This window comes from Streptomyces sp. NRRL B-24484 (assembly GCF_000717715.1).
Taxonomy (GTDB): domain Bacteria; phylum Actinomycetota; class Actinomycetes; order Streptomycetales; family Streptomycetaceae; genus Kitasatospora.
Map to the genome: position 1 here is coordinate 1 of NZ_JOAI01000056.1, position 22,848 is coordinate 22,848.

Sequence of the window (22,848 nt, forward strand, 5' to 3'; positions counted from 1 at the left end):
GGCCGAGGAGCACGACATGCTCCGTGACGCGGTGCGGTCGCTGGCCGAGGCGAAGATCGCCCCGTTCGCGGCCGAGGTCGACGAGCAGGGCCGTTTCCCGAGCGAGGCGCTGGAGGCGCTGCAGGGCAACGACCTGCACGCGGTGCACGTGCCCGAGGAGTACGGCGGCTCGGGCGCGGACGCGCTGGCGACCGTGATCGTGATCGAGGAGGTCGCCCGGGTCTGCGCCTCGTCCTCGCTGATCCCCGCGGTCAACAAGCTCGGCTCGCTGCCCGTGCAGCTGTCCGGCTCCGAGGAGCTGAAGGCCAAGTACCTCGGCGCGCTGGCCCGCGGCGAGGGCATGTTCTCCTACTGCCTGTCCGAGCCGGAGGCCGGCTCGGACGCGGCCGGCATGAAGACCCGCGCGGTCCGCGACGGCGACTTCTGGGTCCTCAACGGCGTCAAGCGGTGGATCACCAACGCCGGCGTCTCCGAGTTCTACACCGTGATGGCCGTCACCGACCCGGAGAAGCGCTCCAAGGGCATCTCCGCGTTCGTGGTCGAGAAGGGCGACGAGGGCGTGTCCTTCGGCGCCCCGGAGAAGAAGCTCGGCATCAAGGGCTCGCCGACCCGCGAGGTCTACTTCGACAACGTGCGGATCCCCGCCGACCGGATGATCGGCGCCGAGGGCACCGGCTTCGCCACCGCGATGAAGACCCTCGACCACACCCGGGTCACCATCGCCGCCCAGGCGATCGGCATCGCCCAGGGCGCCCTGGACTACGCCAAGGGCTACGTCCAGGAGCGCAAGCAGTTCGGCAGGGCGATCGCCGAGTTCCAGGGCGTGCAGTTCATGCTCGCCGACATGGCGATGAAGCTGGAGGCCGCCCGCCAGCTCACCTACGCCGCCGCCGCGAAGTCCCAGCGCACCGATGGCGACCTGACCTTCTTCGGTGCCGCGGCCAAGTGCTTCGCCTCCGACGTCGCGATGGAGATCACCACCGACGCCGTCCAGCTGCTCGGCGGCTACGGCTACACCCGCGACTACCCGGTCGAGCGGATGATGCGCGACGCCAAGATCACCCAGATCTACGAGGGCACCAACCAGGTCCAGCGCATCGTCATGGCCCGCAACCTCCCGTAGTACCGGCAGGCCTCGACAGGTCCCCCGTCCGGTGAGCCGACCGCTCGCCGGGCGGGGGACCTGCGGCGTTCCGGGCCGTCAGGTTCGGGCCCGTCGCGCTAGGTGGCGACGTGCTCCGCGGCGGCGCGGTCCCGGCCGTGCTCCGGGCCGGGCTGCGCGCCGGGCCGCTCGCGGAGGCCGATGCAGCGGGCCGGGATGCCCGCCCAGATCTCCCCGCGCCCGGTGGACCGGGTCAGCACCGCGTTGGCGCCGACGACCGTCCCGGCGCCCACCGTCAGCACACCCTCCTTGCAGACGATCTTCGCGCCGGCGCAGACCACCACGCCGTCCTCCAGCACCACCCGCCGCATCGCGCTGCGCTCCTGCGGCACCCACGGGTCGGCCCGGCCCACGGTGACGCCGTTGTACAGCGTCACCCCCGCGCCGATCGTGGTGTACGGGTGCAGCACCGTGCCGAAGCCGCGGTGGAACACCGCCAGGCCCGGCCCGACCTCCACCGCGGCCGGCACCTCCATCCCGTACAGCGCCAGCGCCTCCTGGACGAGGCGGCCCAGCAGCGGGTGGCGGCGGCGGTAGATCAAGGACGTCACCAGAGACATGCGGCACATTGTGACGGAGCGGCGACGCAGCGTCCCCGAAACCGGCGTGCGGGGCCGCGCACCGCCCCCCAGGACGGCGCGCGGCCCCGCACGGGCGCCGCAACTGCGCTGTGGTGCGCCTACTTCTTCAGGTCCGGCACCGGGGTGTCGTTCTTGAAGGCGTCGAAGACCTGCTTGGACTTGGTCGCGTCCCACTTGACCGCCGACTCTCCGGTCGGGGTGCGGAAGTCCGGGTTGCCGATCGGCACGGTGATGCTCTTGCCGTCGCCGCCGGAGACGCCCTTCATGGCCAGGAACAGCGAGCCGAGGTCGGTCAGACCGGCGTCGTCGTCCACGATCAGGGTGCCCAGGCCCGAGCTCACCATCGGGTAGAAGGTGAACGGGTTGAGCAGGGTGGCCGGGGACGCGGCCTGGCTCGCCAGCGCGCTCAGGAACTTCTGCTGGTTGCGCATCCGGCCGAGGTCCTGGTCGGCCATCTGGTGCCGCTGGCGGACGAAGGCCAGCGACTGCTTGCCGCTCAGGGTCTGGCAGCCGGCCTTCAGGTCGAGGCCGGAGTCCCGGTCCTTGACGTCCTGGTCGATGCACATGTCCACACCGCCGACCGAGTCGACGATCCCGACGAAGCCGGCGAAGCCGATCTCGGCGTAGTGGTCGATGTGCAGACCGGTGTTGGTCTCCACCGTCTGCACCAGCAGCCGGCCGCCGCCGCGGGCGAAGGCCGCGTTGATCTTCGAGGTCGCCTGGGGGACGGTCTTGCCGCTGCCGCTGGTGTCCAGGTGCGCCGGAACGGTAACCCAGGAGTCGCGGGGGATCGACATCAGGGTGTTCCCGTTGTCGCCGATGTGCAGCAGCATCATCGAGTCGCTGCGCTTGCCCTGCGCCGAACCGGTGTGCAGGGCGTCCTCGTCGGCGTCCGACAGGCCCTCCCGGCTGTCCGAGCCGACGATCAGCCAGTTGGTGCCCTTGCCCGCCGCCGGACGGTTGTCGTACGGGGCCAGCACGTTCTCGTGGTTCAGCTTGGAGTCGGCCCACACGTAGGTGCCGATGCCGGTCACCAGCAGCACGCCGACCAGCGCCAGCGCACCCACCTTGATCTTCCGGCTGCGCGGCCAGCGCGAGGCCGCGGCCGGCGCGTCCGGACCCGGGCCGCCGGGCGCACCCGGCGCACCGGGACCCGCCGGACGGCCGGGTCCGGGCTGCTGCTGCGGCACCCCCGGCCCCCGGTCCTGCTGCGGCGGCCGCCCGTAGCCCTGCTGCTGCGGCGGGACAGCCGCACCGCCGTAGCCCCCGCGCCCCCCCTGGGCACCGGCCCCGGCGCCGCGCGGGTTGAGCTCCGGCGGCAGCGGCGGCTCGGCCGCCGCACCGCCCTGGCGGTACCCGCCGTCGCCCTGCCCGTACGCGCCCCCGCCCCCCGGGCGGTCCTCCTGCCACGTGTTCATGTGGGAGAGGATGCCCGAATCCGGCACGCCGCAGTTGTCCGGCCCCCGCCCCGGACCCCCTTGTATCCGATTTGATGCACGGCGCGGACGGATCGGCGGAATGTTCACCTGCTGGAACCAACCTTGACCGGCGGAAAAGGCCCGTGCTTGCATCGTCGCCATGGGACAGCGAAGGATCCTCACGCGTCGGCGGCACGTCGACCTGCTGCGTGTCGCCCGCTCGCTGTGTCGTGGCTGACCGTTCGCCGACACCCCCGTGCCCGCACCGCCCGCACCGCCCCGAGGGCGGAGCGCGCCGCGCCGTACTGCTTCCGAATCCCCGCCGCGCCCCCACCGCGGCCCCGCCGCAGCTTCCCGGGCCCCGCCGCCGAGCGGCCCGCCACGACCCGAGGTGAACCCATGGCCACCGTCCTGTCCGTCTCCGGCTCCCCGTCGCCGGCCTCCCGCACCACGCGGCTGCTCCGCCACGTCGACACCCTGCTCACCGCGCACGGCCACGAGGTCGTCCCCTTCGAGGCCCGCAGCCTGCCCGCCGAGGCGCTGCTCACCGCCGACACCTCCGACCCCGCGATAGCCCGCGCACTGGAGCTGTTCGCCGAGGCGGACGGCATCGTCATCGGCACGCCCGTCTACAAGGCCGCCTACTCCGGACTTCTCAAGGCCCTGCTCGACGTCCTCCCGCAGTACGCGCTGCGCGGCAAGGCCGTCCTGCCGCTCGCCACCGGCGGCTCGCCCGCCCACGTCCTCGCGGTGGACTACGCGCTGCGCCCGGTGCTCAGCTCGATGGGCGCCGGCCACATCACCCAGGGATGGTTCGTGCTGGACCGCCACGTCACCACCCGGGAGGACGGCACCACCGTCCTCGAACCGGAGACGGACCTGCAGCTCACGCCGGTGGTCGACGGCTTCGCCGCGGCGCTCGTCCGCACCGGGGACCTCGTCGCCGCCGGCTGACCCTGGTACCGGGGGTGCGGTCCCCTAGGGGGAGGTCGGCCGCACCCCGTACATCTCCCGGTCAACAGGCTTCCTCCCGACGGAGGACGAGACGGTTCCCGCCCGCTCCTAACGTGGTTCCTACAGCCCGCTCCTCCTTCGGGGGTGGTGCTGGCCCCACCTCCAAGACGGCTGCCTGCACCATGTCGCAGCACCCGTCGCCGTTGGCAGGCTGTGGGGCGACGGGTGGACGACGTACCGAGGAGAACCCAGTGACGACGGCAGCCAAAGCCGTGCATGACCACCAGACGCCCGGCGGGCAGGGCGCCTTCGCCGCCTCCGCACGCCAGGTGACCAAGGCCTACGGCGCCGGGGAGACCCGGGTCACGGCCCTCGACGCCGTCGACGTGGACATCCACCGCGGGCGGTTCACCGCGATCATGGGCCCCTCGGGCTCCGGCAAGTCGACCCTGATGCACTGCCTGGCCGGCCTCGACACGGTCACCGAGGGGCGCATCTGGATCGGCGACACCGAGATCACCGGCCTCAAGGACAAGCAGCTCACCCGGCTCCGCCGGGACAAGATCGGCTTCATCTTCCAGGCGTTCAACCTGCTGCCCACGCTGAACGCCCTGGAGAACATCACGCTCCCGATGGACATCGCCGGCCGCAAGCCCGACGCCGCCTGGCTCGACCAGGTCATCGAGACGGTCGGCCTCGCCGGGCGCCTCAAGCACCGGCCGACCCAGCTCTCCGGCGGCCAGCAGCAGCGCGTCGCGGTCGCCCGCGCCCTCGCCGCCCGGCCCGAGATCATCTTCGGCGACGAGCCCACCGGCAACCTCGACTCCCGCTCCGGCGCCGAGGTGCTCACCTTCCTGCGCCGCTCGGTCGACGAGCTGGGCCAGACCATCGTCATGGTCACCCACGACCCGGTCGCCGCCGGCTACGCGGACCGCGTGCTGTTCCTCGCCGACGGCCGGATCGTCGACGAGATGCACTCCCCCACCGCCGACTCCGTCCTCGAGCGCATGCGCCGCTTCGACGGCAAGCGCACCAGCTGAGCCGGGGGACGCACCGATGCTGCTCAAGACCTCACTACGGAGCTTCTTCGCCCACAAGGGGCGGATGGTCCTCTCACTGATCGCCGTCGTGCTGTCCGTGGCCTTCGTGTCCGGCACGCTCGTCTTCTCCAACACCGCCACCGGCACCTTCGACCGGCTCTTCGCCTCCACCGCCTCCGACCTGTCCGTCGGCCAGGCCAAGGACAAGCTCACCGCCGGCGAGCAGGACGGCGGCGCCCCCGCCACCGTCCCCGTCGACACGGTGCAGAAGCTCGCCGGCCTGCCCGGCGTGAAGACCGCCCTCGGCCAGGTCTTCGTCCAGAGCGCCACCCTGGTCGACCCGGCCACCAACAAGTCGGTCGGCCCGACCTCCGGCGCACCCACGCTCACCGGCAACTGGGTCGACACCCCGCGCAACTCCGTCGACATCACCTCCGGCAGCGCCCCCAAGGGCGCCGGCCAGATCATGCTCGACGCCGACACCGCCAAGAAGGCCGACCTCAAGCTCGGCAGCCGACTGCGCGTCATCACCCGCAGCGGCAACTACGACTTCACCATCTCCGGCATCGTCACCTTCCGGACAACCAACCCCGGTGCGGCGCTGGCCTTCATGGACACCCCCACCGCCCAGCAGGACCTCCTCGGCACCACCGCCTACACCACCGTCGAGGTCTTCGGCGACGGCAGCCGCACCGACGACCAGCTCAAGCAGCAGGCGATCACCGCCCTCGGCACCGGCTACGAGGCCAAGACGGCCGCCGAGCAGAAGGCCGAGAACAACAAGGGCGTCGGCTCCTTCCTCAACTTCATGAAGTACGCCATGCTCGGCTTCGCCGGCATCTCGCTGCTGGTCGGCGGCTTCCTGATCATCAACACCTTCTCCATGCTGGTCGCCCAGCGCACCCGCGAGATCGGCCTGCTTCGCGCCATCGGCGGCAGCCGCAAGCAGGTCAACCGCTCGGTGATGGTCGAGGCGCTCATCCTCGGCGTGCTCGGCTCCACCATCGGCCTCGCCGCCGGTCTCGGCCTCGCCACCCTGCTGATCCAGCTGATGAAGGCCGTCGGGATGAACCTCGACGCCTCCTCGCTGGACATCACCTGGACGGTCCCGGCCGCCTCCTACGCGGTCGGCGTGCTGATCACCCTGCTCGCCGCCTGGTTCCCGGCCCGCCGCGCCGCCCGGATCTCCCCGATGGCCGCCCTGCGCGACCACGGCACCCCGGCCGAGGCCTCCGCCAACCGGATCCGCATCGTCGTCGGCCTGGGCGTCACCGGCCTCGGGGCGGCCGCCCTGGCCGCGGCCGCGAGCGCCGACAAGGCCGCCACCGGCGGCCAGTGGCTCGGCCTCGGCGTGCTGCTCAGCCTGATCGGCTTCGTGGTCATCGGCCCGCTGCTCGCCACCGGCATCATCCGGGTGCTGGGCGCCTTCCTGCCGGCTCTGTTCGGCCCGTCCGGCAAGCTCGCCCAGCGCAACGCGATGCGCAACCCGCGTCGCACCGGCGCCACCGCCGCCGCCCTGATGATCGGTCTCGCCCTGGTCACCGGCGCCTCCGTGGTGACCTCCTCGATGGTCAGCTCGGCCAACGCCCAGATCGACAAGTCGGTCGGCGCCGACTACATCGTCGCCGGTCAGGGGCCCGGCACCACCCTCACCCCGGCCATGGTCACCGCCGCCAAGGCCACCCCGGGCCTCGCCCACCTCACCGAGGCCAAGGAGGTGCCCGCGAACGTCACCGCCCCGGACGGCGCCACCACCGAGACCAAGCTGGTCGCCGCCACCCGGACCTTCGCCGAGGACTTCCGCCTCAAGAGCACCGCCGGCAGCACCACCGCCGCCTTCGACGGAGGCATCGCCGTCCCCCAGGACTGGGCCACCCAGCACAAGGTCGCGATCGGCGACCAGGTCAAGGTCGACTACGGCCGCGGCCGCACCCAGTCGCTGCCGGTCGGCCAGATCATCGACTCCGGCGAGTCGCTGTTCTCCGGTGCCTACATCGTCAACACCGACACGGTCACCAAGGTCGTCCCCGAGAAGGACCTGCCCAGCAGCATCCAGCTGTACGGCAAGGCCGCGCCCGGCGCCGACCCCGACCGGACCCTGACCGCCCTGCAGAAGTCCCTGGAGGCCTACCCGCAGATCAGCGTCCGCGACCAGGCCGGCTACAAGGACCTGATCCAGCAGCAGGTCAACCAGCTGCTCTACATGGTCTACGGCCTGCTCGGCCTCGCGATCGTGGTCGCCGTCCTCGGTGTGGTCAACACGCTCGCCCTCTCGGTGGTCGAGCGGACCCGCGAGATCGGCCTGCTGCGGGCGATCGGCCTGTCCCGCCGTCAGCTGCGCCGGATGGTCCGTCTGGAGTCCGTGGTGATCGCGGTCTTCGGCGCCCTGCTCGGCACCGGCCTCGGCCTCGCCTGGGGCGTCACCTCCCGCGAGGTGCTCGCCGGTCAGGGCCTGGACATCCTGACCGTCCCGGTCGGCACCATCGTCGGCATCCTGGTGGCCTCGGCGGTGGTCGGCCTCCTCGCCGCCCTCCTCCCGGCCTTCCGGGCCGGACGGATGAACATCCTGGCGGCCATCGCCACCGACTGACCGCACCACCGACGGGGGCCGCGGTACATCCGCGGAACCGAAGGGGCCGGGCCGAGCGCCCGGCCCCTTCGGCGTCCCCGGCACCGGGCCGCCGGGCCCGGGCGGGCCCCTGCCCGCCGCATCCGCAGCAGCCGTCGACGCGGGTGGACGGTGTGCGCCCGAACTCCGCCGGCTTCGCGGTCCTCATGGCCGGCGTGGTCCGCGCGTCGGCCCGCTCCCCGCACCCCCGTCCGGCCGAGGTCCTGCCGGCCTCGGCCTTCGGCCGCCCGCAGCTGCTGCTGAACCGGCGCTCGCTCGCCTCCTGGCGCCGGTCACCGTGGGCCGCCACGTCCCGCAGCAGCTCTGCGCGCCCGAAGGCCCGGGCCGCTCAACCGCAGCTGATCTCGGTGCCCGTCTCGGCCGCCACCGCAGGTCCGGACGAGGCTGACGCCGCCGGGGAGGACGCCGGAACGGTTGCCGCCGCGGGGGCGGAGGGGGCGGTCGAGGGAGCGGCCGGTCCGCGGTAGTCGCCGCCGACCACGAGCTGCAGGGTGGCCCCCAGGCCCGGCACAGGGAGGAGCTCGGCACCGGGCAGGGCGGCCGCGAGGGTCCTCGCCGACTCGTCCCAGCGCGGGTCGTACCGGACGGCCGTGCGCGTGGTCACCGCGTCCGCGTTGGACGGGGTGCCGGTGGTGGCGAAGCCCGCCCGGCGCAGCTCCTCGTCGACCCGGAAGCCCAGGCCGGTGAGGCCGGTGCCGTTCAGCACCTGGACCCGGATCTGTCCGGCCGGGACGGTCCCTGCGGCAGCGGGCGCAGGCGTCCCCGCGGCGGCAGGGGCAGAGGGGGCCGCGGCGGGGTGCTCGGTCAGCGGCCTCCCCTGCCGCACGGTGTCGAACAGCGCCTTCGCCGCCTTGGTGTCCCACAGCACCGTCGACCCCCATCCGGGGACCTGGTGGTCCACGTCCGACACCGGCACCGTCGCGAAGTCGGCGGAGGCCGCGGAGAGGTCCTTGAGCCGGCTCGCGAAGTCGAGCAGGGCCGCGGTGGAGAGCCCCTTGTCGGCCTTGACCGCCTTCAGCGCGCTGCCGAGCACCGTGCCGAGCCGGGTCGGGTCGAGCAGCACGTCCTGTGCGGTGGCCTGCCGCAGCAGCTGGGCGACGAAGCGCTGCTGGCGGTGCATCCGGCCGAGGTCGGAGCTGCCGTCGACGTGCCGGGCCCGCACGTACTTGAGGGCGCCGGCCCCGTCGAGCCTGCTGGTGCCGGCCGGCAGGTCCAGCCCCGAGTACGGGTCCTTGAGCGGTTTGGCGGTGCACACCTCGACCCCGCCGAGCGCGTCCACCGCGCTGACGAAGCCGAGGAAGTTGATCTGCAGGTAGTGGTCGATCCGCAGTCCGGTGGCCTGCTCGACGGTGCGGACGGTCAGCGGCGCGCCGCCCATCCCGTACGCCGCGTTGATCTTGCCCTTGGCGGCGGGGACCTGGCGGTGGGTGGCCGGGTCCTGGTGGGCCGGGATCTCCACGTAGGAGTCGCGGGGGATGCTCACCACGGTGGCCCGGCCGCCGTTCCCGGCGAGCTGCACCACCATCAGGGTGTCGGTGCAGTGGCAGGACTCTCCGCCCGCGTGCAGCACGTTCTTGAGGGTGTCCTCCGGGATGCCCTCGCGCTCGTCCGTCCCGGCGACCAGGAAGGTGGTGAGCCCTTCGTCGGCGGGCCGGTCGGCGCCGCCCCCGATGGCGTCGACCCGCTGGATCGCGTCGCCCAGCCCGTGCAGCACCACCCATCCGGCGCAGGAGGTCGCCAGTACCGCCAGCGAGAGGACCCCGGCGGCCCAGCGGCTCCAGCGGCGTAACCCGCCGCTCCGTCGGCGCCCGCCGGCCGGTGGGGGAGCGGAACCGCCGCGCCCGGCGCGGCCGCCGCCCCGGGGGCCGCCGCTGCCGCCTGCCCCACTACTGCCGTCTGCCCTGCCGCGTCCTGCCCCGTCACCCCGGCCGCTGCCGGATCGCCCGGTGCCGCCGCGTCCGGCACTGCTCCGCCCGGCACTGCTCCGCCCGGCACTGCTCCGTCCGGCACTGCTCCGTCCGGCACCGCCGTGGTCCCTGCTCCCGTGGGCTCCGTCGGCCCGGCTGCCGCCCTGGCCGCCGGACTGCCCGCGCGCTCGGCGGGGCGGCGGCGGTCCGGGACGGCGCGAGGTGGACATCTTCGGGATGGTAGGCCCGTGGCGGGCCCGTCCGTGCCGCGGCACGCCGCCCGTCACCGGGCCCGCCGAAACGTTCCACCCGGCGGGCCGGGCACCGGACGGTGTGCCCGTCGGGCATGCAGCGGGGCCCGTGCCGGGGCAGCCGGAGGACCCTCGACTGACACCGCGCGGGCGGCGCCGGTACGGTGGGGCGCGATGAACACCAAGGCTGCTGAGGAGCTGCCGGCGGTCTCCGTGATCATGCCGGTGCTCAACGAGGAACGACACCTGCGCACCGCCGTCCGGCACATCCTGGAACAGGAGTACGCCGGCGATCTGGAGGTGGTGATCGCGCTCGGTCCTTCCACCGACCGGACGGACGAGATCGCCGCCGAGCTGGTCGCCGAGGACCCGCGGGTCAAGACGGTGCCCAACCCCACCGGCCGCACCCCGGCCGCGCTGAACGCCGCGATCCGCGGCTCGCGCCACCCGATCGTGGTACGCGTCGACGGGCACGGTCTGCTGACGCCGGGCTACATCGCGACCGCCGTCCGCCTGCTCGGCGAGATGGACGCGGCCAACGTCGGCGGCATCATGCACGCCGAGGGCGAGACCGAGTGGGAGAAGGCGGTCGCCGCCGCCATGACCTCCAAGATCGGCGTCGGCAACGCGGCCTTCCACACCGGCGGCCTGGCCGGCCCGGCCGAGACCGTCTACCTCGGCGTCTTCCGCCGCGAGGTGCTGGAGCAGCAGGGCGGCTACAACGAGGAGTTCATCCGCGCCCAGGACTGGGAGCTGAACTACCGCATCCGCCAGGACGGCGGCCTGATCTGGTTCACCCCGCAGCTGAAGGTCACCTACCGGCCGCGGCCCAGCGTGCGGGCGCTCGCGAAGCAGTACAAGGACTACGGCCGCTGGCGCCGGGTGGTCACCCGGTACCACCGCGGCTCGGTGAACCTGCGCTACCTGGCCCCGCCGGCGGCCCTGCTCGCCTGCCTGGCCGGTCTGGTCCTGGGCGCGGCCGTCCACCCGGTGTTCCTGGTCGTCCCTGGCGGCTACGTGCTGGGTATCCTCGCCGGTTCGGTCCGGGAGGGCCGCGGGCTGTCCGCGAAGGCCCGCGTCCAGCTGCCGGTCGCGCTCGCGACCATGCACATGAGCTGGGGCTTCGGCTTCCTCACCTCGCCGCGCAGCCTCGCCCGCCGGGTGATCGCCAGCAAGCGCCCCGAGCCGATGGCCCCGCGGACCGAGAAGGCCTGACCCGACCCGCCGGGCGGGCCGCCGCACCGCGGCCCGCCCGGCGCGGACGGACGTTCCCCGGTGGGCCCGGTCGCCCCGGGCCCGCTCCGCCCGGTCGGGGTGAAAACGCCTCCCCGTCGTGCCCCGCGCCGCTATCTTCGGCGCCATGGGGATCACCGAAGCGGCGGCGGACGCCACCGGCGGGCACGCGGACGTCCGCATCGAGCCGACGGCCGACGTCGACGAGCGGGCCGTGATCGGCCCCGGCAGCACCGTGTGGCACCTCGCGCAGGTCCGCGAGCACGCCGAGATCGGCGCCGAGTGCATCATCGGCCGCGGCGCCTACGTCGGCCCGGGCGTGCGCCTGGGGGACCGGGTCAAGCTGCAGAACCACGCCCTGGTCTACGAGCCGGCGGTGGTCGAGGACGGCGTCTTCGTCGGCCCGGCCGCGGTGCTCACCAACGACCTCTACCCGCGCTCCGTCGACCCTGAGGGGCGGCTGAAGCGCGGCGACGACTGGCAGGCCCGCGGTGTGACGCTCCGGCAGGGATGCTCGATCGGCGGCCGCGCGGTGCTGGTCGCCGGGGTGACGGTGGGCCGCTGGGCCCTGGTCGCGGCCGGCGCGGTGGTGCACCGGGACGTCCCCGACTTCGCGCTGGTGGCGGGGGTGCCGGCCCGCCGGATCAAGTGGGTCGGCCGGGCCGGTGAGCCGCTGGAGCCGGCCGGCGAGGGCCGCTGGCGCTGCCCGCGCACCGGCGAGCGGTACGCCGAGGCGGACGGCCTGCTGTCCCCGCTCGCGGAGAGCGTGGACGGGCCGTCCGCCTGAGCGCCCCTCAGGAGGTGTCCTGGGCGCCCGTCAGTAGGTGTAGAGGTTGCCCTGCGGGACGACGGTCATGCAGTCCTTGTCGTTGTCCGAGGTGTCCGCGTCGACGGAGGTCGGCAGCGCGGTCGGGGCCGGGGCCGCGGTGAAGGTGGTGCCGCTCTTCCAGTCCGCGCCGATCACCAGGCTGAGCGTCGCGGACGTGCCGGACTCCGCCAGGGCGCTCGCCGGCAGCCCGAGCGCGGCGGCCACGACCTGGGCCTTGGCCTGCTGGCCCGCGCCGTAGGTGAGCTTCGTGGTGTCCCGGGTACCGCCGCCGGGCGCCGTCGACGCCTTGGTGAACCCGGCCGTGACCAGGGCCTTCTTGATGTCGCCGGCCCGGTTGGTGATCCCGGTGCCGTTCTGGACGGTGACCGCGATGGTGCTCTTCGCGGGCGCGTCGGCCGCGATCGTCGGCGAGGGCGCGGCGGCCGCGGTCGGCGAGGCCGAGGGCGCCGCGGCCTGGCCCTTGTCGTCCAGCGGTTTGTCGGCGAGCAGCATCTTCCAGATCTGCTGCACGTCGTTCTGCTTGAGGATCAGCTTGGCCGCGGGGTTCTGCGGGTCGGGCAGCACCGGAACGGTCAGCGTCGTCGTCCGCTCGGTGGGCACCTGCTTGAGCTCGTTGCCGAGGTCGTAGAGCTTCTTGAGGTCGGCGATGTCCTTGTCGACGCTCAGGGACTTGGTGGCGGCCTCGGCGAGCGACATCAGCTGCCCGGGGTCGCTGAGCCGCCCGCTGGACTTCAGCTCGCGGATCATCGAGCTGAGGTACATGTGCTGTGCCTTGGTGCGGCCGAGGTCGGAGCCCCAGGCGTCGCGGGTGCGCAGCCACTTGAGCGCGTCCTCGCCCTGGACCTTGTGGACGCCCTTGTCCAACTTGAGGTCGGTGCCGCCGTGGCCGGGCCGGTAGCGGTCCCACATGTTGCGGTCGACGCAGACGGGCACGCCGCCGATGGCGTCGGCCATCCGGACCACGCCGCTGAAGTCGACCATCATGTAGTGGTCGATGTCGAGGCCGGTCAGGTTGATCCAGGTGCCGACCACGCAGCCCGGGCCGCCGCGGGCCAGTGCCTCGTTGATCGGGGTGTGGGTGGTCGACCTGTAGGTCTTGCCCTTGTCGTCGTGGCAGGTCGGGATCGTCACCATGGTGTCGCGCGGGATGCTGATCATCGAGGCGTTGGTGCGGTCGGCGGAGACGTGCAGCAGCATCTGGACGTCGGCCAGACCGGGGCGGGACGCCTCGTCGGCCGAGCCGCCGAGCGCCACGTTCTCGGAGGAGGCGCGGCTGTCGGTGCCGATCATCAGGATGTTGAGCGGGGTGCGGCCCTTGGCGTCGGGTGCGGTGCGGGCGCCCTGCTCGTCCGTCAGGTTCTTGGTGCCGGCCTGGATGTTGCCGTTGAGGTGCCGGTAGTACAGGTAGCCCGCGCCGCAGCCCACCACCAGGGTGGTGCCGGTGGTGATGGCCACGATGCGCAGCCAGCGCCGGCCGCGCGGCCGCCGCCGGGACGCGCCGTCCCGGGCCCGCCGGGCGGCTGCCCGACCACCGGGTATCGGCTCAACGCTCGTCATGTGGTCCGCCCAGTCTCCGGCCCCGGTGGCCGGTCGGCCGGTGGGGCGATCCCGGACCGTCCGGCGGGCATGCGGCACGGGGGCGCCCCCGTACCGGCTCGGCCCGGTCTCCCCCTGGCCGGTCGGTCTACAGACAGGACGCGTCGCGCGGCCGAAAGGTTACAGAACCGACCGTGACGGAACCGAAAATGACGCTGGGTTCACCGAACGCTACTTCGCGCACACATCGGTGTCGTCGGCCTGGACGCGCTGCAGGTTCTTCGGCGGTGCGGCCGGCGGCGGAGCGGCGGACGCCGGGGCGGACGGCCCGGTGCCCGCGGCACCCGTCCCCGCGTCGCCGGCCGGGGCGACCCAGTCCCGGCCGAGCACCACCACCAGGCCGTCCTCCGGGCCGAGTCGGGCGCTCTGCCGGACGGCGTCGGCGGGCAGTCCGAGGGCGGTGGCGAGCGCCGCGGCCTCCTCGGCCCGGCCGGCCGGGTACCCGATCGAACTGGACGCCGAGGCCTGGGTGTTGCCGCCGACGGTGGCCCTGCTGAAGCCCCTGGCCTGGAGCTGGGCGGTGGCCCGGCCCGCCTGCCGGCCGACCCCGCTGCCGTTGCGGACGGTCACCTCGACCTCGGACGGGTCGAGCAGCGGGCCGAGCGCCGGGTGGCCGGAGGCCCGGCTGGCCGGCGTGGCCGAGGAGCGCGCCGCGGGCCCGGCCGGACCGGGGGAGGGCGCCGCGGAGCCGGCCGGGTCCAGCGGCCGGTCGGCCGCGACGAGTGCGAACAGCTGCGAGGCGTCGGGCTGGCGCAGGGCGAGCCGGTCCCTGTTCCGGGGGTCGTCCTGCACCGGCACGGTGGCGAAGGTGATGTGTTTGGCGTCGACCTTGCCGAGCTCCAGTGCGAGGTCCTTGAGCCGCTGGACGTCGTCGATCCCGGAGTCGACGGTGAGCGCCTCGGTGGCGGCGTCCGCGAGGCGCCAGAGCTTGGTCGGGCTGGTCAGGGTGTCACTGCTCTTGATCTTGCGGATCATCGCGCTCAGGAACTGCTGCTGGAGCGGGATGCGGGTGAGGTCGCCGCCCAGGCCGACGGCGTGCCGGGTGCGGACGAAGGCCAGCGCCTCCTCGCCCTGCACCACATGGCGGCCCTTGGTCATCCGCAGGTGGGAGTCCGGGTCGTCGATGTCCTTGGCCGCGCAGACCTCCACGCCGCCGACGGCGGAGGAGAGCGTCTTGACCGCCTCGAAGTTCACCATCATGAAGTGGTCCACGCGGATACCGGTCAGCTTCTCGACCGTCGTCCAGGTGCAGCCGGGGTCGCGGCCGTCCTCGCCGAGGCTGGTGTTGAACATCGCCCGCCGCTTGCCGGGGATCCGCCGGTCCCCGGTGCGGCACTCCGGGATCTGCACCATCAGGTCGCGGGGGATGCTGAGCACGGTCGCGTTGGTGCGGTCCCGGGCGACGTGGAACAGCAGGGTGGTGTCGGCGTGCCCGGTGCTGCCCTCGTCGCCGTAGGTGCGGCCGAGGCCGACCCGGCTGTCGGTGCCGATCACCAGGATGTTGACCGCGCCCTCGATGGCGTGCGGCCGCTCGGCCTCGGTGCCGACGTGCACGTCCACCGAGGCGATGTTGGCGTTGAAGTGCTGGAACGCGAAGTACGCGCCGCCGCAGCCGGCGACCAGCGCCAGTGCCGCGGTGATCCCCGCCCAGCGGGCGAGGCGGCGCCCGCGTGCGGCGGAACGGCGGCCCCGGCGGCGCTCCGCCCGTCCGCCCGCGACGGGGGCGGCGGCCGCGGCTCTCCGGGGGCGCCCGGGGGCCGGGACGTGCGGGGAGAGGTCGGGCCGCGGGCCGCTCGGGTCGGCCGCGCGGGAGTAGGCGTCCGGGACGGATCCCGGACGCCGCTGTCCGCTGTTCATCCCGGAAACCCTAGACGAGCCCGCACCGCCGTCCGCGCGCATCGGACGGATGTGACCCGGTCCGGTGAACCGTCAGAAAAGGCGGAACGCCCGCGCGTTCGGACGGCCCCGAAGGGGACCGCCGGTGCGCGGGCGTTCGGCGGCGGGGCGGGCCCCGCCGGGTGGAACGGGCGGCCGGGTTCGGCCGTCCGGGTTCAGCCCAGGCGCAGCGTCACCCGTTCGGCCTCGACGCGCTTCTCCCACTGATCCGCCGTCAACCCCTCGGAGTTCCGGCAGAGCACCACCGAGGCGCCGGCCGAGAGCGGCGCGAGCAGCCCGGCCTCCAGCCCGGCCCAGTCGTCGTACGAGAGCGTGGACAGCACCCGGTCGCCGACGCCGATGCCGAGCCGCGCCGCACCCTCGCGGGCGAGCTGCACGGTCTGCTCGCCGGTCAGTTTCAGCGGCAGCCCGTCGATTTGGGTCTCCAGCGCCTGCGCCTCCGGGTCGGGCGGCGAGTACGGGGCGAACCGGTCGCCCTGGCCGGGCACCTCGGCGGCGTAGTCGAGGAAGCCTTCCGGGCGCTGCGGGAAGCGGCCGCCGAGCGGGCGGAGCGCGAGCGCCACCCGTTCGCCGGAACAGGCCCCGGCGGCCTCCAGTCCGTCAGGTCCGCTGATCACCAGATCGGCGGAGCCGGGGTCGCCGCCGAGTACGGCGGTCACCCCGACGGACCAGCAGGCCAGCAGCCAGACCGCGCTCTGCCAGTGCGCGGGCAGCAGCAGGGCGGCGCGGTCGTCGGGGCCCGCGTTCAGCTCGTCCTGAAGGAGGTTGGCGGTCTTGGCGACCCAGTTGTCGAAGGTCTTCGCGGAGAGCTCGACCCGTTCACCGGTCGAGTCGTCGTAGAACGTGATCAGTGGGCGGGACGGGTCGGCATCGGGGGCACCGGGGCGCAGGTAGGCATGCAGCAGCTCGGCGGGGATGCGGGCGTCGGCAGCGAAAGGCGCAGTCATGGTGCGGTCCAGCCTACGGCCTCCGTACGGACGTCCGGCAGGGGCGTCGACCTTGGCCGAGCGGCGTGGCGGTCGAGGTTTTTTGCCGTCAATATCCGATTTATGCGCCTTGAACGAAGGGCCGCCCTCGCGGCGGCCGCCACCACGACCACCCTGCTGCTCACGACCCTCGCCGCCGTGCCCGCGCACGCGCGGCCGTCGTCCGGCGGCGTCACCACGATCCCCCTGGAGGGTTCCGGCCTGCGCGGCCCGGACACCCTCCGCGACCTCGGCCCGCGGACCACCGGCACCTTCGCCCTGGTGGGCGTCAGCTGGGACGACCCGTCGGAGACCCTCGACGGCGGCGTGCAGGTCCGCACCCGCAGCGCGACCACCGGCGCGTGGAGCGCCTGGCACGACCTGACGGCGGAGCGGGACGACCGGCCGGACGAGGTCACCGGCCGCGGAGCCACCGCCCCGCTCTGGGTCGGCCCGAGCAACGGCGTCGCCGTCCGGGTCAAGGCCGGCAGCCGGCCCTTCCCAGCCGGGTTACGGGCCGAACTCGTCGACCCCGGCGCCGATCCGGCGGCCACCCCCGGGCCGCGGCCGGCCGAGCCGGCCCCCCGTACGGCCGGTGCGGCCCCGCGGCCCGGCATCGTCACCCGGGCCGGCTGGGGCGCCGACGAGTCGATCCGGGAGAGCGGCTTCGTCTACACCGGGGACGTCCGCGCGGTCTTCGTCCACCACACCGACACCGCCAACGACTACAGCTGCGGCGACTCGCCCAAGGTCATCCGGGCGATCTACCAGTACCACGTGAAGAGCCTCGGCTGGCGGGACATCGGCTACAACTTCCTGGTCGACCGCTGCGGCACCATCTACGAGGGCCGCGCCGGCGGCGTCGCCGAACCCGTCCTCGGCGCGCACACCCTCGGCTTCAACACCAACTCCTCCGGCGTCGCCGCCCTCGGCACCTACGTCACCGACGAGGCGCCGCAGGCCCAGATCGACGGCATCTCCCAGGTCGCCGCCTGGAAGCTCGGACTCACCGGCAAGGACGCCCAGGGCACCGCGACCCTCGTCTCGGCCTCCGACGGCAGCAAGTACAAGAAGGGCACCTCGGTGAAGTTCAACGCGATCTCCGGCCACCGGGACGCGTTCAACACCGAGTGCCCCGGCGAGGAGCTGTACGCCCGGCTCGGCGACATCCGCGCCTGGGCGGCCACCCTCCAGGGCCGGTGAGCCCGACCGCCCCGGACCGACCACCGGCCGGACCCGCCGCCCCGCGGCAGGTCCGGCCGATCGCCGTCCGCCCGCGCCGGGCGTCCGGCCGCCGGGCGTATCGTTCGAGGCGCCCGCACCGAACGGCGGGCACCGGGGACGAGAGGGAGTGGGCCACGATGCCGGGCACGGTACGGCGGTGGAGCCCCGGCCACCCGCTCGACCTCGGCCGCACCCTCTTCCCGCTCCGGCGCGGCCCCGCCGACCCGTCCTTCCGCACCACCCCCGACGGCTCGGTCTGGCGCGCCTCCCGCACCCCGGCCGGACCGGGCACCCTGCGGATCACCCCGCGCCCCGGCGGGATCGAGGCCCAGGCCTGGGGACCGGGCGCGGACTGGCTGCTCGACGGACTGCCGCGACTGCTCGGCGCCGAGGACGACCCCGGCGCGCTGGTCCTCCCGCCCGGCCCGCTGCGGGACGCCCAGCGCAGCCACCCCGGTGTCCGGCTCGCCCGGACGGGCCTGGTGATGGAGTCCCTCGTCCCGGCCGTCCTGGAGCAGAAGGTCACCACCCTGGAGGCGTACCGCGCCTGGCGGACGCTGCTGGACGACTTCGGCACCGCGGCGCCCGGACCGGTGGACGGCCTGCGGGTGGCGCCGTCCGCCCGCGACTGGGCGACGATCCCCAGCTGGGAGTGGCACCGCGCCGGGGTCGACCCGAAGCGGTCGGCCACCGTCGTCCGGGCGGCCAGGCTCGCACCCCGGCTCGAAGAGGCGTCCGGCCTGGACCCCGAGCAGGCCTTCGCCCGGCTGACCGCCGTCCCCGGCATCGGGGTGTGGACGGCGGCGGAGACGCTGCAGCGCGCCAACGGGGACCCCGACGCGGTGTCCGTCGGCGACTTCCACCTGCCGAACGCGGTCGGCTGGGCGCTGGCCGGGCGGCCGCGGAGCGACGACGCCCAGATGCTCGAACTGCTGGAGCCGTACCGCCCGCAGCGCCACCGCGTCTGCCGCCTCATCGGCCTGACCGGAGCCCGAGCCCCCCGCTACGGCCCCCGCCTCACCCCCAACGACCACCGCCACCGGTAGCCCCACCTGCCGGAAGGGCACCGTCAGGGGCGCGGGGAACCGCGCAACCCGGATGCGGCTCACCGCGCTGACCGGGGCGTGCCCTGATCAGTACGCAGCACCGCCCTCGAACTGTGCAGTTCCGCCCCCAGCCTTCGGCCGGGAGGTGCCCCCAGCGCGCCTGGGGTCATCTCTCTCACCGCACGGTCAGGAACCGCTCCGCCGAGCGGTCCGGGCGCTCCTTCGGGGACTCCGCCGGGCGGCCGACGGCGACGGCCCCCATCGGGTCCCAGCCGCCGGGCAGGTCGAGGACCTCGCGGACGGTGTCCCGGCAGAACATCGTCGACGACACCCACGCGGTGCCGTACCCCTCACCGGTCAGCGCGACCAGCAGGTTCTGCACGGCCGCACCGATCGCCACCGTGAACATCTCCCGCTCCGCCGCCGTCCGCCGCGCGTCGGGGTAGCCGTGCGAGCCGTCCATGACCAGGCAGGGCACCACCAGGTAGGGGGCATGGCGCAGGACGTCCCCGCGGGCGGTCCGCCGCGCGATCCGCTCCTCGTCCCAGCCGTCGAGCTCCGCCAGGTCGCGCCGCCAGGCGGCCAGCATGGCGTCCAGCAGGTCGGTCCGCGTCCGCGGGCTCTCCAGCAGGACGAACCGCCACGGGGTGGTGTGGTGCGGTGCGGGGGCGGTGACCGCGGCGGCGACCGCGCGCCGGACGGCGGCCGGGTCGACCGGTTCGTCGGTGAAGGCGCGGACGGTCCGCCGCAGGGTGACGGCCTGCCGCAGCGCCTCGGAGGTGCCGAGGCGGAACATGTCGTCGGCGGCGGGCCGGATCAGCGGCCGGGCGCCGTCGCCGTGCCCGTCGGTGACCAGGTGGCCGAGCCCGCGCACCACGGCGACCGGGGTGCCGCTGGTCTTGCCCTTCACGAGGTCGCCGGCGGCGGCGAGTTCGTCGGCGGTGGCGGTGACGGTGAGCTGCAGCGGGTTGCCGTGGCTGTCGGTGCGGCCGCGGTGGTCGTCCAGGACGGGCAGGCCGGCCGCGCCGATGGCGACGTCGGTGAGCCCGGTGCGCCAGGGGCGGCCGAAGGTGTCGGTGACGACCACGGCGAGCCGGCGGCCGGTGAGCTCGGCGAGCCGCTCGCGGAGCGCCCGGGCGGAGGCGTCCGGGTCCTCGGGCAGCAGCAGGACGGTGCCGGGCGCGGTGTTGGAGGCGTCGACCCCGGCGGCGGCCATCACCAGGCCGTTGCGGTTCTCGACGATCCGGGCCGGGCCGCGCCGGGCGACCACCCGGACGGTCTCGGCGTCGATGGCGGCCTCGCGGTCGGCGGCCTCCAGGACGCGTCCCTCGGCCTTGCTGACGATCTTCGAGGTGACGAGCAGGATGTCGCCGTCCTCGAAGGTGCCGTGCTTGGCGAGCAGTTCGGCGAGGTCTGCGCCGGGGGCGATCTCCGGCAGGCCGGTGACCGGGAGGATCTCCAGGCTCACGCCCGCACCTCCGCGGCGAGCTGCAGCGCGGCGCGGGCCATCGCTGCGGTCGCCGGGACGTCGGTCATCATCAGCGGGACGGCGCGGCACCGGATGCCGGCGGCCTCGACCGCGGCGACGGCGGCCTCGTCGGCGGTGTCCACCAGCCAGCCGTCCAGCAGGCCGGCGCCGTAGTGCAGGGCGACGGCGTCGGCCGCTGCCTCGACGCCGACGGCGGCCAGCACCTTGTCCGCCATGCCGCGGACGGGTGCGCCGCCGACGATCGGCGAGAGCCCGACCACCGGGGCGGCCGCGTCGGCGACCGCCCGCCGGATGCCGGGCACGGCCAGGATCGTGCCGATCGACACCACCGGGTTGGACGGCGGGAGGAGGATCACGTCGGCCTCGGCGATCGCCTCCAGCACACCGGGGGCGGGCTCGGCGGTGTCCGCGCCGACGGGCACGATCGCCTCGGCGGCGACCTCGGCGTGCAGCCGCACCCAGTACTCCTGGAAGTGCACGGCCCGGCTGCCCTGCTCGTCGGTGATCCGGACGTGGGTCTCGATCCGGTCGTCGCTCATCGGGATCAGCCGCACGCCGGGCTGCCAGCGGTGGCAGAGCGCCTCGGTGACGGCGCTGAGCGGGTAGCCCGCGGCGATCATCTGGGTCCGGACGATGTGGGTGGCGAAGTCGCGGTCGCCGAGCCCGAACCAGTCGGGTCCGACCCCGTACGCCTTCATCTCCTCCTTGACGGACCAGGTCTCGTCGGCCCGGCCCCAGCCCTGTTCCTCGTGGATGCCGCCGCCGAGGGTGTACATCACGGTGTCGAGGTCGGGGCAGACCTTCAGCCCGAAGAGGTGGATGTCGTCGCCGGTGTTGCCGATGACGGTGATCACGTCGCCCGGAGCGACGGCCTCCTTCAGTCCGCGCAGGAAGCGCGCCCCACCGATTCCGCCAGCCAGTGCCACGATGCGCATGGGGTCATCCTGCCAGCCGGCCGGACGGCTACCGCGGTTCGGGCTGGTGCTCCGGCACGGCGGCGGCGCCGTACTGGTTCATCTCCACCAGGCCGGGCGTGTAGAGGTGGACTGAGACGGCGGGCTCCAGCGCGGCGTTGACCATCTCGTGCAGGTAGCCGCCGGAGAAGACCCGCTGCGTGCCGGGCCGCAGCACCCGGGTGCCCTCGCCGGCGGCGGTCAGGGACCGCTCGGTGAGCTCGCCCTGCACGACGGCCATCACGCCGGCGGAGTCGCCGTGGTCGTGGAACCCGCTGCTCTGGCCGGGCAGCCAGCTGAGCAGCCAGACCTCGTAGCCGGGACCGGTCTCCAGCCGGGCGTACCAGCGGGTGAGCGCGTCGTAGCGGACGAGCGGCTCCCAGCGGGCGCGGTCGGCGGCGATCTCGCGGACCAGCCGGGCCCGGTCGGCGACGGTGACCGGCGCGGCCGGGTGGCGCGGCAGGTCGGTGCGGGCGAGGTGGGGGAAGGCCATCGGGTCGCCGGCGATGGAGACGTCGCTCAGGCCGTCGGCCCAGGGGTGCCGCGGGGCGGCGATGCGTACGGAGTCGGGGGCGACGAGCGCGTTCTTCTTGCGGTCGCGGTTGCGCGGGCGGAGACGGGGCATTCGCACGGGAGTCCTCGGACGGCCGGGGTCGGTCGGGTGGTGAGCCGATCCGCGGTGGTTCGGGGACGTGTCGCGCGGGCGGCCTCGATGTTCGGGCTGTGTGCGGCGCGCGGTGGGACGCGTGCGCCTAGATACAGCAGGAACAGAGGCGACAACAGAGCTGGTTCGAGGCAGCCCGCGGGGCGGCCTGGCGGCCGGCGGGGCGGGAGACGAACCGATACATGGGGGACAGGAGACCTCACCCGTGGGTCCGGTGTCAACCCGATCTCCGGGACATTCGGGATGGATCAGGCAGCAACCACCGGAAGGAGTGATAAATCACCCTCTAGGTTTCGATGCGAAGATCGCCGGGAAGGCAGCCCGGTACCCGGGCAACCGGGCCGCCCCCGCGGGCGTCTTCTTGATCGGGAGCACCTCGTGACCCGGTCGTCGGACCGTCCCGGCGGGGTCGACCGGTGCTGACCGGACGTCAGATCCCCGCAGCCTTTGGATGCTTACGTCCACTCCGGATCAAATGTCCGGGTTGTCCGGATATGTACACTATTGGTGGCGGCTTGGTTCCGGGGAGTGAATCCTCGACCCAATACCAGAGCTCGGCTTGACTGGGCCAGAGCGGCGCAACTGTAATTTCACTCGTGTCGTTCCGCCGCTCAGGCAACGGCAACACCACGGGGACGCCAAGAGGGGCAGAGGAGGCGCGCCAGATGAGCGAGCTCTTTGAGCTTTTGATCGGTGACGGCATCGCAGAGGACGAAGAAGAGGAACTCGGCTGGCAGGAGCGCGCACTGTGCGCCCAGACCGACCCGGAGTCCTTCTTCCCCGAGAAGGGCGGCTCGACCCGCGAGGCCAAGAAGGTCTGCCTCGCCTGCGAGGTTCGCTCCGAGTGCCTGGAGTACGCCCTCGCCAACGACGAGCGCTTCGGCATCTGGGGCGGCCTCTCCGAGCGCGAGCGCCGTCGTCTCAAGAAGAGCGCGGTCTGACGAGCCGAACCCCCAGCCGTGCCGGGCGCCCCACCGATCGGTGGGGCGCTTTCGCGTCCCCGCGCCCGAC

The 22,848-nt window shown here is 73.8% G+C and carries 18 protein-coding genes; 9 read left to right on the plus strand and 9 right to left on the minus strand.

The window, feature by feature from the left end; translation table 11 throughout:
- The coding region (locus tag IE98_RS0135965) for an acyl-CoA dehydrogenase family protein (protein ID WP_030276135.1) at nt 1-1,123 on the plus strand (1,123 nt) is incomplete at its 5' end.
- Nucleotides 1,124-1,221: 98 nt separating this feature from the next.
- Here IE98_RS0135965 and IE98_RS0135970 read toward each other — a convergent pair.
- Entirely contained in the window at nt 1,222-1,722 is a 501-nt protein-coding gene (locus tag IE98_RS0135970) for a hypothetical protein (RefSeq protein ID WP_159401165.1), read from the minus strand.
- A 119-nt stretch (nt 1,723-1,841) separates the two neighbouring features.
- A complete protein-coding gene (locus IE98_RS0135975) occupies nt 1,842-3,161 on the minus strand; it encodes an LCP family protein (protein ID WP_030276139.1) in 1,320 nt (439 codons plus the stop codon).
- Nucleotides 3,162-3,560: 399 nt separating this feature from the next.
- On the opposite strand from IE98_RS0135975, the gene ssuE reads away from it, so the two are divergent.
- From ssuE to IE98_RS0135990, 3 genes are all read left to right on the plus strand, one after another.
- Entirely contained in the window at nt 3,561-4,115 is a 555-nt protein-coding gene (gene ssuE / locus IE98_RS0135980; RefSeq protein ID WP_030276141.1) for an NADPH-dependent FMN reductase, read from the plus strand.
- Nucleotides 4,116-4,297: 182 nt separating this feature from the next.
- Complete coding sequence (locus IE98_RS0135985) at nt 4,298-5,155, plus strand: ABC transporter ATP-binding protein (protein ID WP_078661574.1); 858 nt, start codon at nt 4,298-4,300, stop codon at nt 5,153-5,155.
- Nucleotides 5,156-5,171: 16 nt separating this feature from the next.
- Nucleotides 5,172-7,745 carry an ABC transporter permease gene (locus tag IE98_RS0135990; protein ID WP_030276144.1) on the plus strand — a complete coding sequence of 858 codons (2,574 nt, stop codon included), beginning with the start codon at nt 5,172-5,174 and terminating at the stop codon, nt 7,743-7,745.
- Between the two features lie 367 nt (nt 7,746-8,112).
- Here the strand turns inward: IE98_RS0135990 and IE98_RS0136000 are convergent, their stop codons facing one another.
- On the minus strand, nt 8,113-9,498 hold the full coding sequence (locus IE98_RS0136000) for an LCP family protein (protein ID WP_052391436.1): 1,386 nt from the start codon (nt 9,496-9,498) through the stop codon (nt 8,113-8,115).
- A 618-nt stretch (nt 9,499-10,116) separates the two neighbouring features.
- Here IE98_RS0136000 and IE98_RS0136005 point away from each other — a divergent pair.
- Together IE98_RS0136005 and IE98_RS0136010 are read left to right on the plus strand one after the other, a co-directional pair.
- Nucleotides 10,117-11,157, plus strand: coding sequence for a glycosyltransferase family 2 protein (locus IE98_RS0136005; protein WP_030276150.1), 1,041 nt, complete (start codon nt 10,117-10,119; stop codon nt 11,155-11,157).
- A gap of 145 nt (nt 11,158-11,302) precedes the next feature.
- Complete coding sequence (locus IE98_RS0136010; RefSeq protein ID WP_052391437.1) at nt 11,303-11,962, plus strand: acyltransferase; 660 nt, start codon at nt 11,303-11,305, stop codon at nt 11,960-11,962.
- 30 nt (nt 11,963-11,992) lie between these two features.
- Here the strand turns inward: IE98_RS0136010 and IE98_RS0136015 are convergent, their stop codons facing one another.
- The 3 genes from IE98_RS0136015 to IE98_RS0136025 all read right to left on the minus strand — a co-directional run bounded on the left by IE98_RS0136015 (nt 11,993) and on the right by IE98_RS0136025 (nt 16,443).
- A complete protein-coding gene (locus tag IE98_RS0136015; protein WP_159401166.1) occupies nt 11,993-13,459 on the minus strand; it encodes an LCP family protein in 1,467 nt (488 codons plus the stop codon).
- A 312-nt stretch (nt 13,460-13,771) separates the two neighbouring features.
- The gene (locus tag IE98_RS0136020; RefSeq protein WP_052391439.1) at nt 13,772-15,457 is read right to left on the minus strand and encodes an LCP family protein; all 1,686 of its coding nucleotides are present in this window, start codon (nt 15,455-15,457) and stop codon (nt 13,772-13,774) included.
- Between the two features lie 194 nt (nt 15,458-15,651).
- Nucleotides 15,652-16,443, minus strand: coding sequence for a TIGR03089 family protein (locus IE98_RS0136025; protein ID WP_030276160.1), 792 nt, complete (start codon nt 16,441-16,443; stop codon nt 15,652-15,654).
- A 102-nt stretch (nt 16,444-16,545) separates the two neighbouring features.
- Here IE98_RS0136025 and IE98_RS0136030 point away from each other — a divergent pair, with 102 nt between their 5' ends.
- Both IE98_RS0136030 and IE98_RS0136035 read left to right on the plus strand, forming a co-directional pair.
- Nucleotides 16,546-17,664: a peptidoglycan recognition protein gene (locus tag IE98_RS0136030; RefSeq protein ID WP_052391440.1), complete on the plus strand. Its 1,119-nt coding sequence runs from the start codon at nt 16,546-16,548 to the stop codon at nt 17,662-17,664.
- A 158-nt stretch (nt 17,665-17,822) separates the two neighbouring features.
- Entirely contained in the window at nt 17,823-18,731 is a 909-nt protein-coding gene (locus IE98_RS0136035; protein WP_043175946.1) for a DNA-3-methyladenine glycosylase family protein, read from the plus strand.
- Nucleotides 18,732-18,906: 175 nt separating this feature from the next.
- Here IE98_RS0136035 and IE98_RS0136040 read toward each other — a convergent pair whose 3' ends face one another.
- The 3 genes from IE98_RS0136040 to IE98_RS0136050 are packed head-to-tail and all read right to left on the minus strand — an operon-like array spanning nt 18,907 to nt 21,666.
- The gene (locus IE98_RS0136040) at nt 18,907-20,199 is read right to left on the minus strand and encodes a coenzyme F420-0:L-glutamate ligase (RefSeq protein ID WP_030276166.1); all 1,293 of its coding nucleotides are present in this window, start codon (nt 20,197-20,199) and stop codon (nt 18,907-18,909) included.
- A complete protein-coding gene (cofD, locus tag IE98_RS0136045; RefSeq protein WP_030276168.1) occupies nt 20,196-21,155 on the minus strand; it encodes a 2-phospho-L-lactate transferase in 960 nt (319 codons plus the stop codon). Before cofD ends, IE98_RS0136040 begins: the two co-directional genes overlap by 4 nt.
- A 28-nt stretch (nt 21,156-21,183) precedes the next feature.
- Nucleotides 21,184-21,666 (minus strand): cysteine dioxygenase, encoded by a 483-nt coding sequence (locus IE98_RS0136050; protein ID WP_030276169.1) that lies wholly within the window; start codon nt 21,664-21,666, stop codon nt 21,184-21,186.
- An 836-nt stretch (nt 21,667-22,502) separates the two neighbouring features.
- Between IE98_RS0136050 and IE98_RS0136055 the strand changes: the two genes are divergently transcribed.
- Nucleotides 22,503-22,778 (plus strand): WhiB family transcriptional regulator, encoded by a 276-nt coding sequence (locus tag IE98_RS0136055; RefSeq protein ID WP_030276170.1) that lies wholly within the window; start codon nt 22,503-22,505, stop codon nt 22,776-22,778.
- Nucleotides 22,779-22,848: the final 70 nt, after the last annotated feature.

What these genes read in the sequence shown, in the direction of transcription:
- IE98_RS0135970 (WP_159401165.1), bottom strand. Translation starts at nt 1,722, where the DNA reads ATGTCTCTGGTGACGTCCTTGATCTACCGCCGCCGCCACCCGCTGCTG.
- IE98_RS0135975 (WP_030276139.1), bottom strand. Translation starts at nt 3,161, where the DNA reads ATGAACACGTGGCAGGAGGACCGCCCGGGGGGCGGGGGCGCGTACGGG.
- ssuE (WP_030276141.1), top strand. Translation starts at nt 3,561, where the DNA reads ATGGCCACCGTCCTGTCCGTCTCCGGCTCCCCGTCGCCGGCCTCCCGC.
- IE98_RS0135985 (WP_078661574.1), top strand. Translation starts at nt 4,298, where the DNA reads ATGTCGCAGCACCCGTCGCCGTTGGCAGGCTGTGGGGCGACGGGTGGA.
- IE98_RS0135990 (WP_030276144.1), top strand. Translation starts at nt 5,172, where the DNA reads ATGCTGCTCAAGACCTCACTACGGAGCTTCTTCGCCCACAAGGGGCGG.
- IE98_RS0136005 (WP_030276150.1), top strand. Translation starts at nt 10,117, where the DNA reads ATGAACACCAAGGCTGCTGAGGAGCTGCCGGCGGTCTCCGTGATCATG.
- IE98_RS0136010 (WP_052391437.1), top strand. Translation starts at nt 11,303, where the DNA reads ATGGGGATCACCGAAGCGGCGGCGGACGCCACCGGCGGGCACGCGGAC.
- IE98_RS0136020 (WP_052391439.1), bottom strand. Translation starts at nt 15,457, where the DNA reads ATGAACAGCGGACAGCGGCGTCCGGGATCCGTCCCGGACGCCTACTCC.
- IE98_RS0136025 (WP_030276160.1), bottom strand. Translation starts at nt 16,443, where the DNA reads ATGACTGCGCCTTTCGCTGCCGACGCCCGCATCCCCGCCGAGCTGCTG.
- IE98_RS0136030 (WP_052391440.1), top strand. Translation starts at nt 16,546, where the DNA reads ATGCGCCTTGAACGAAGGGCCGCCCTCGCGGCGGCCGCCACCACGACC.
- IE98_RS0136035 (WP_043175946.1), top strand. Translation starts at nt 17,823, where the DNA reads ATGCCGGGCACGGTACGGCGGTGGAGCCCCGGCCACCCGCTCGACCTC.
- cofD (WP_030276168.1), bottom strand. Translation starts at nt 21,155, where the DNA reads ATGCGCATCGTGGCACTGGCTGGCGGAATCGGTGGGGCGCGCTTCCTG.
- IE98_RS0136050 (WP_030276169.1), bottom strand. Translation starts at nt 21,666, where the DNA reads ATGGCCTTCCCCCACCTCGCCCGCACCGACCTGCCGCGCCACCCGGCC.
- IE98_RS0136055 (WP_030276170.1), top strand. Translation starts at nt 22,503, where the DNA reads ATGAGCGAGCTCTTTGAGCTTTTGATCGGTGACGGCATCGCAGAGGAC.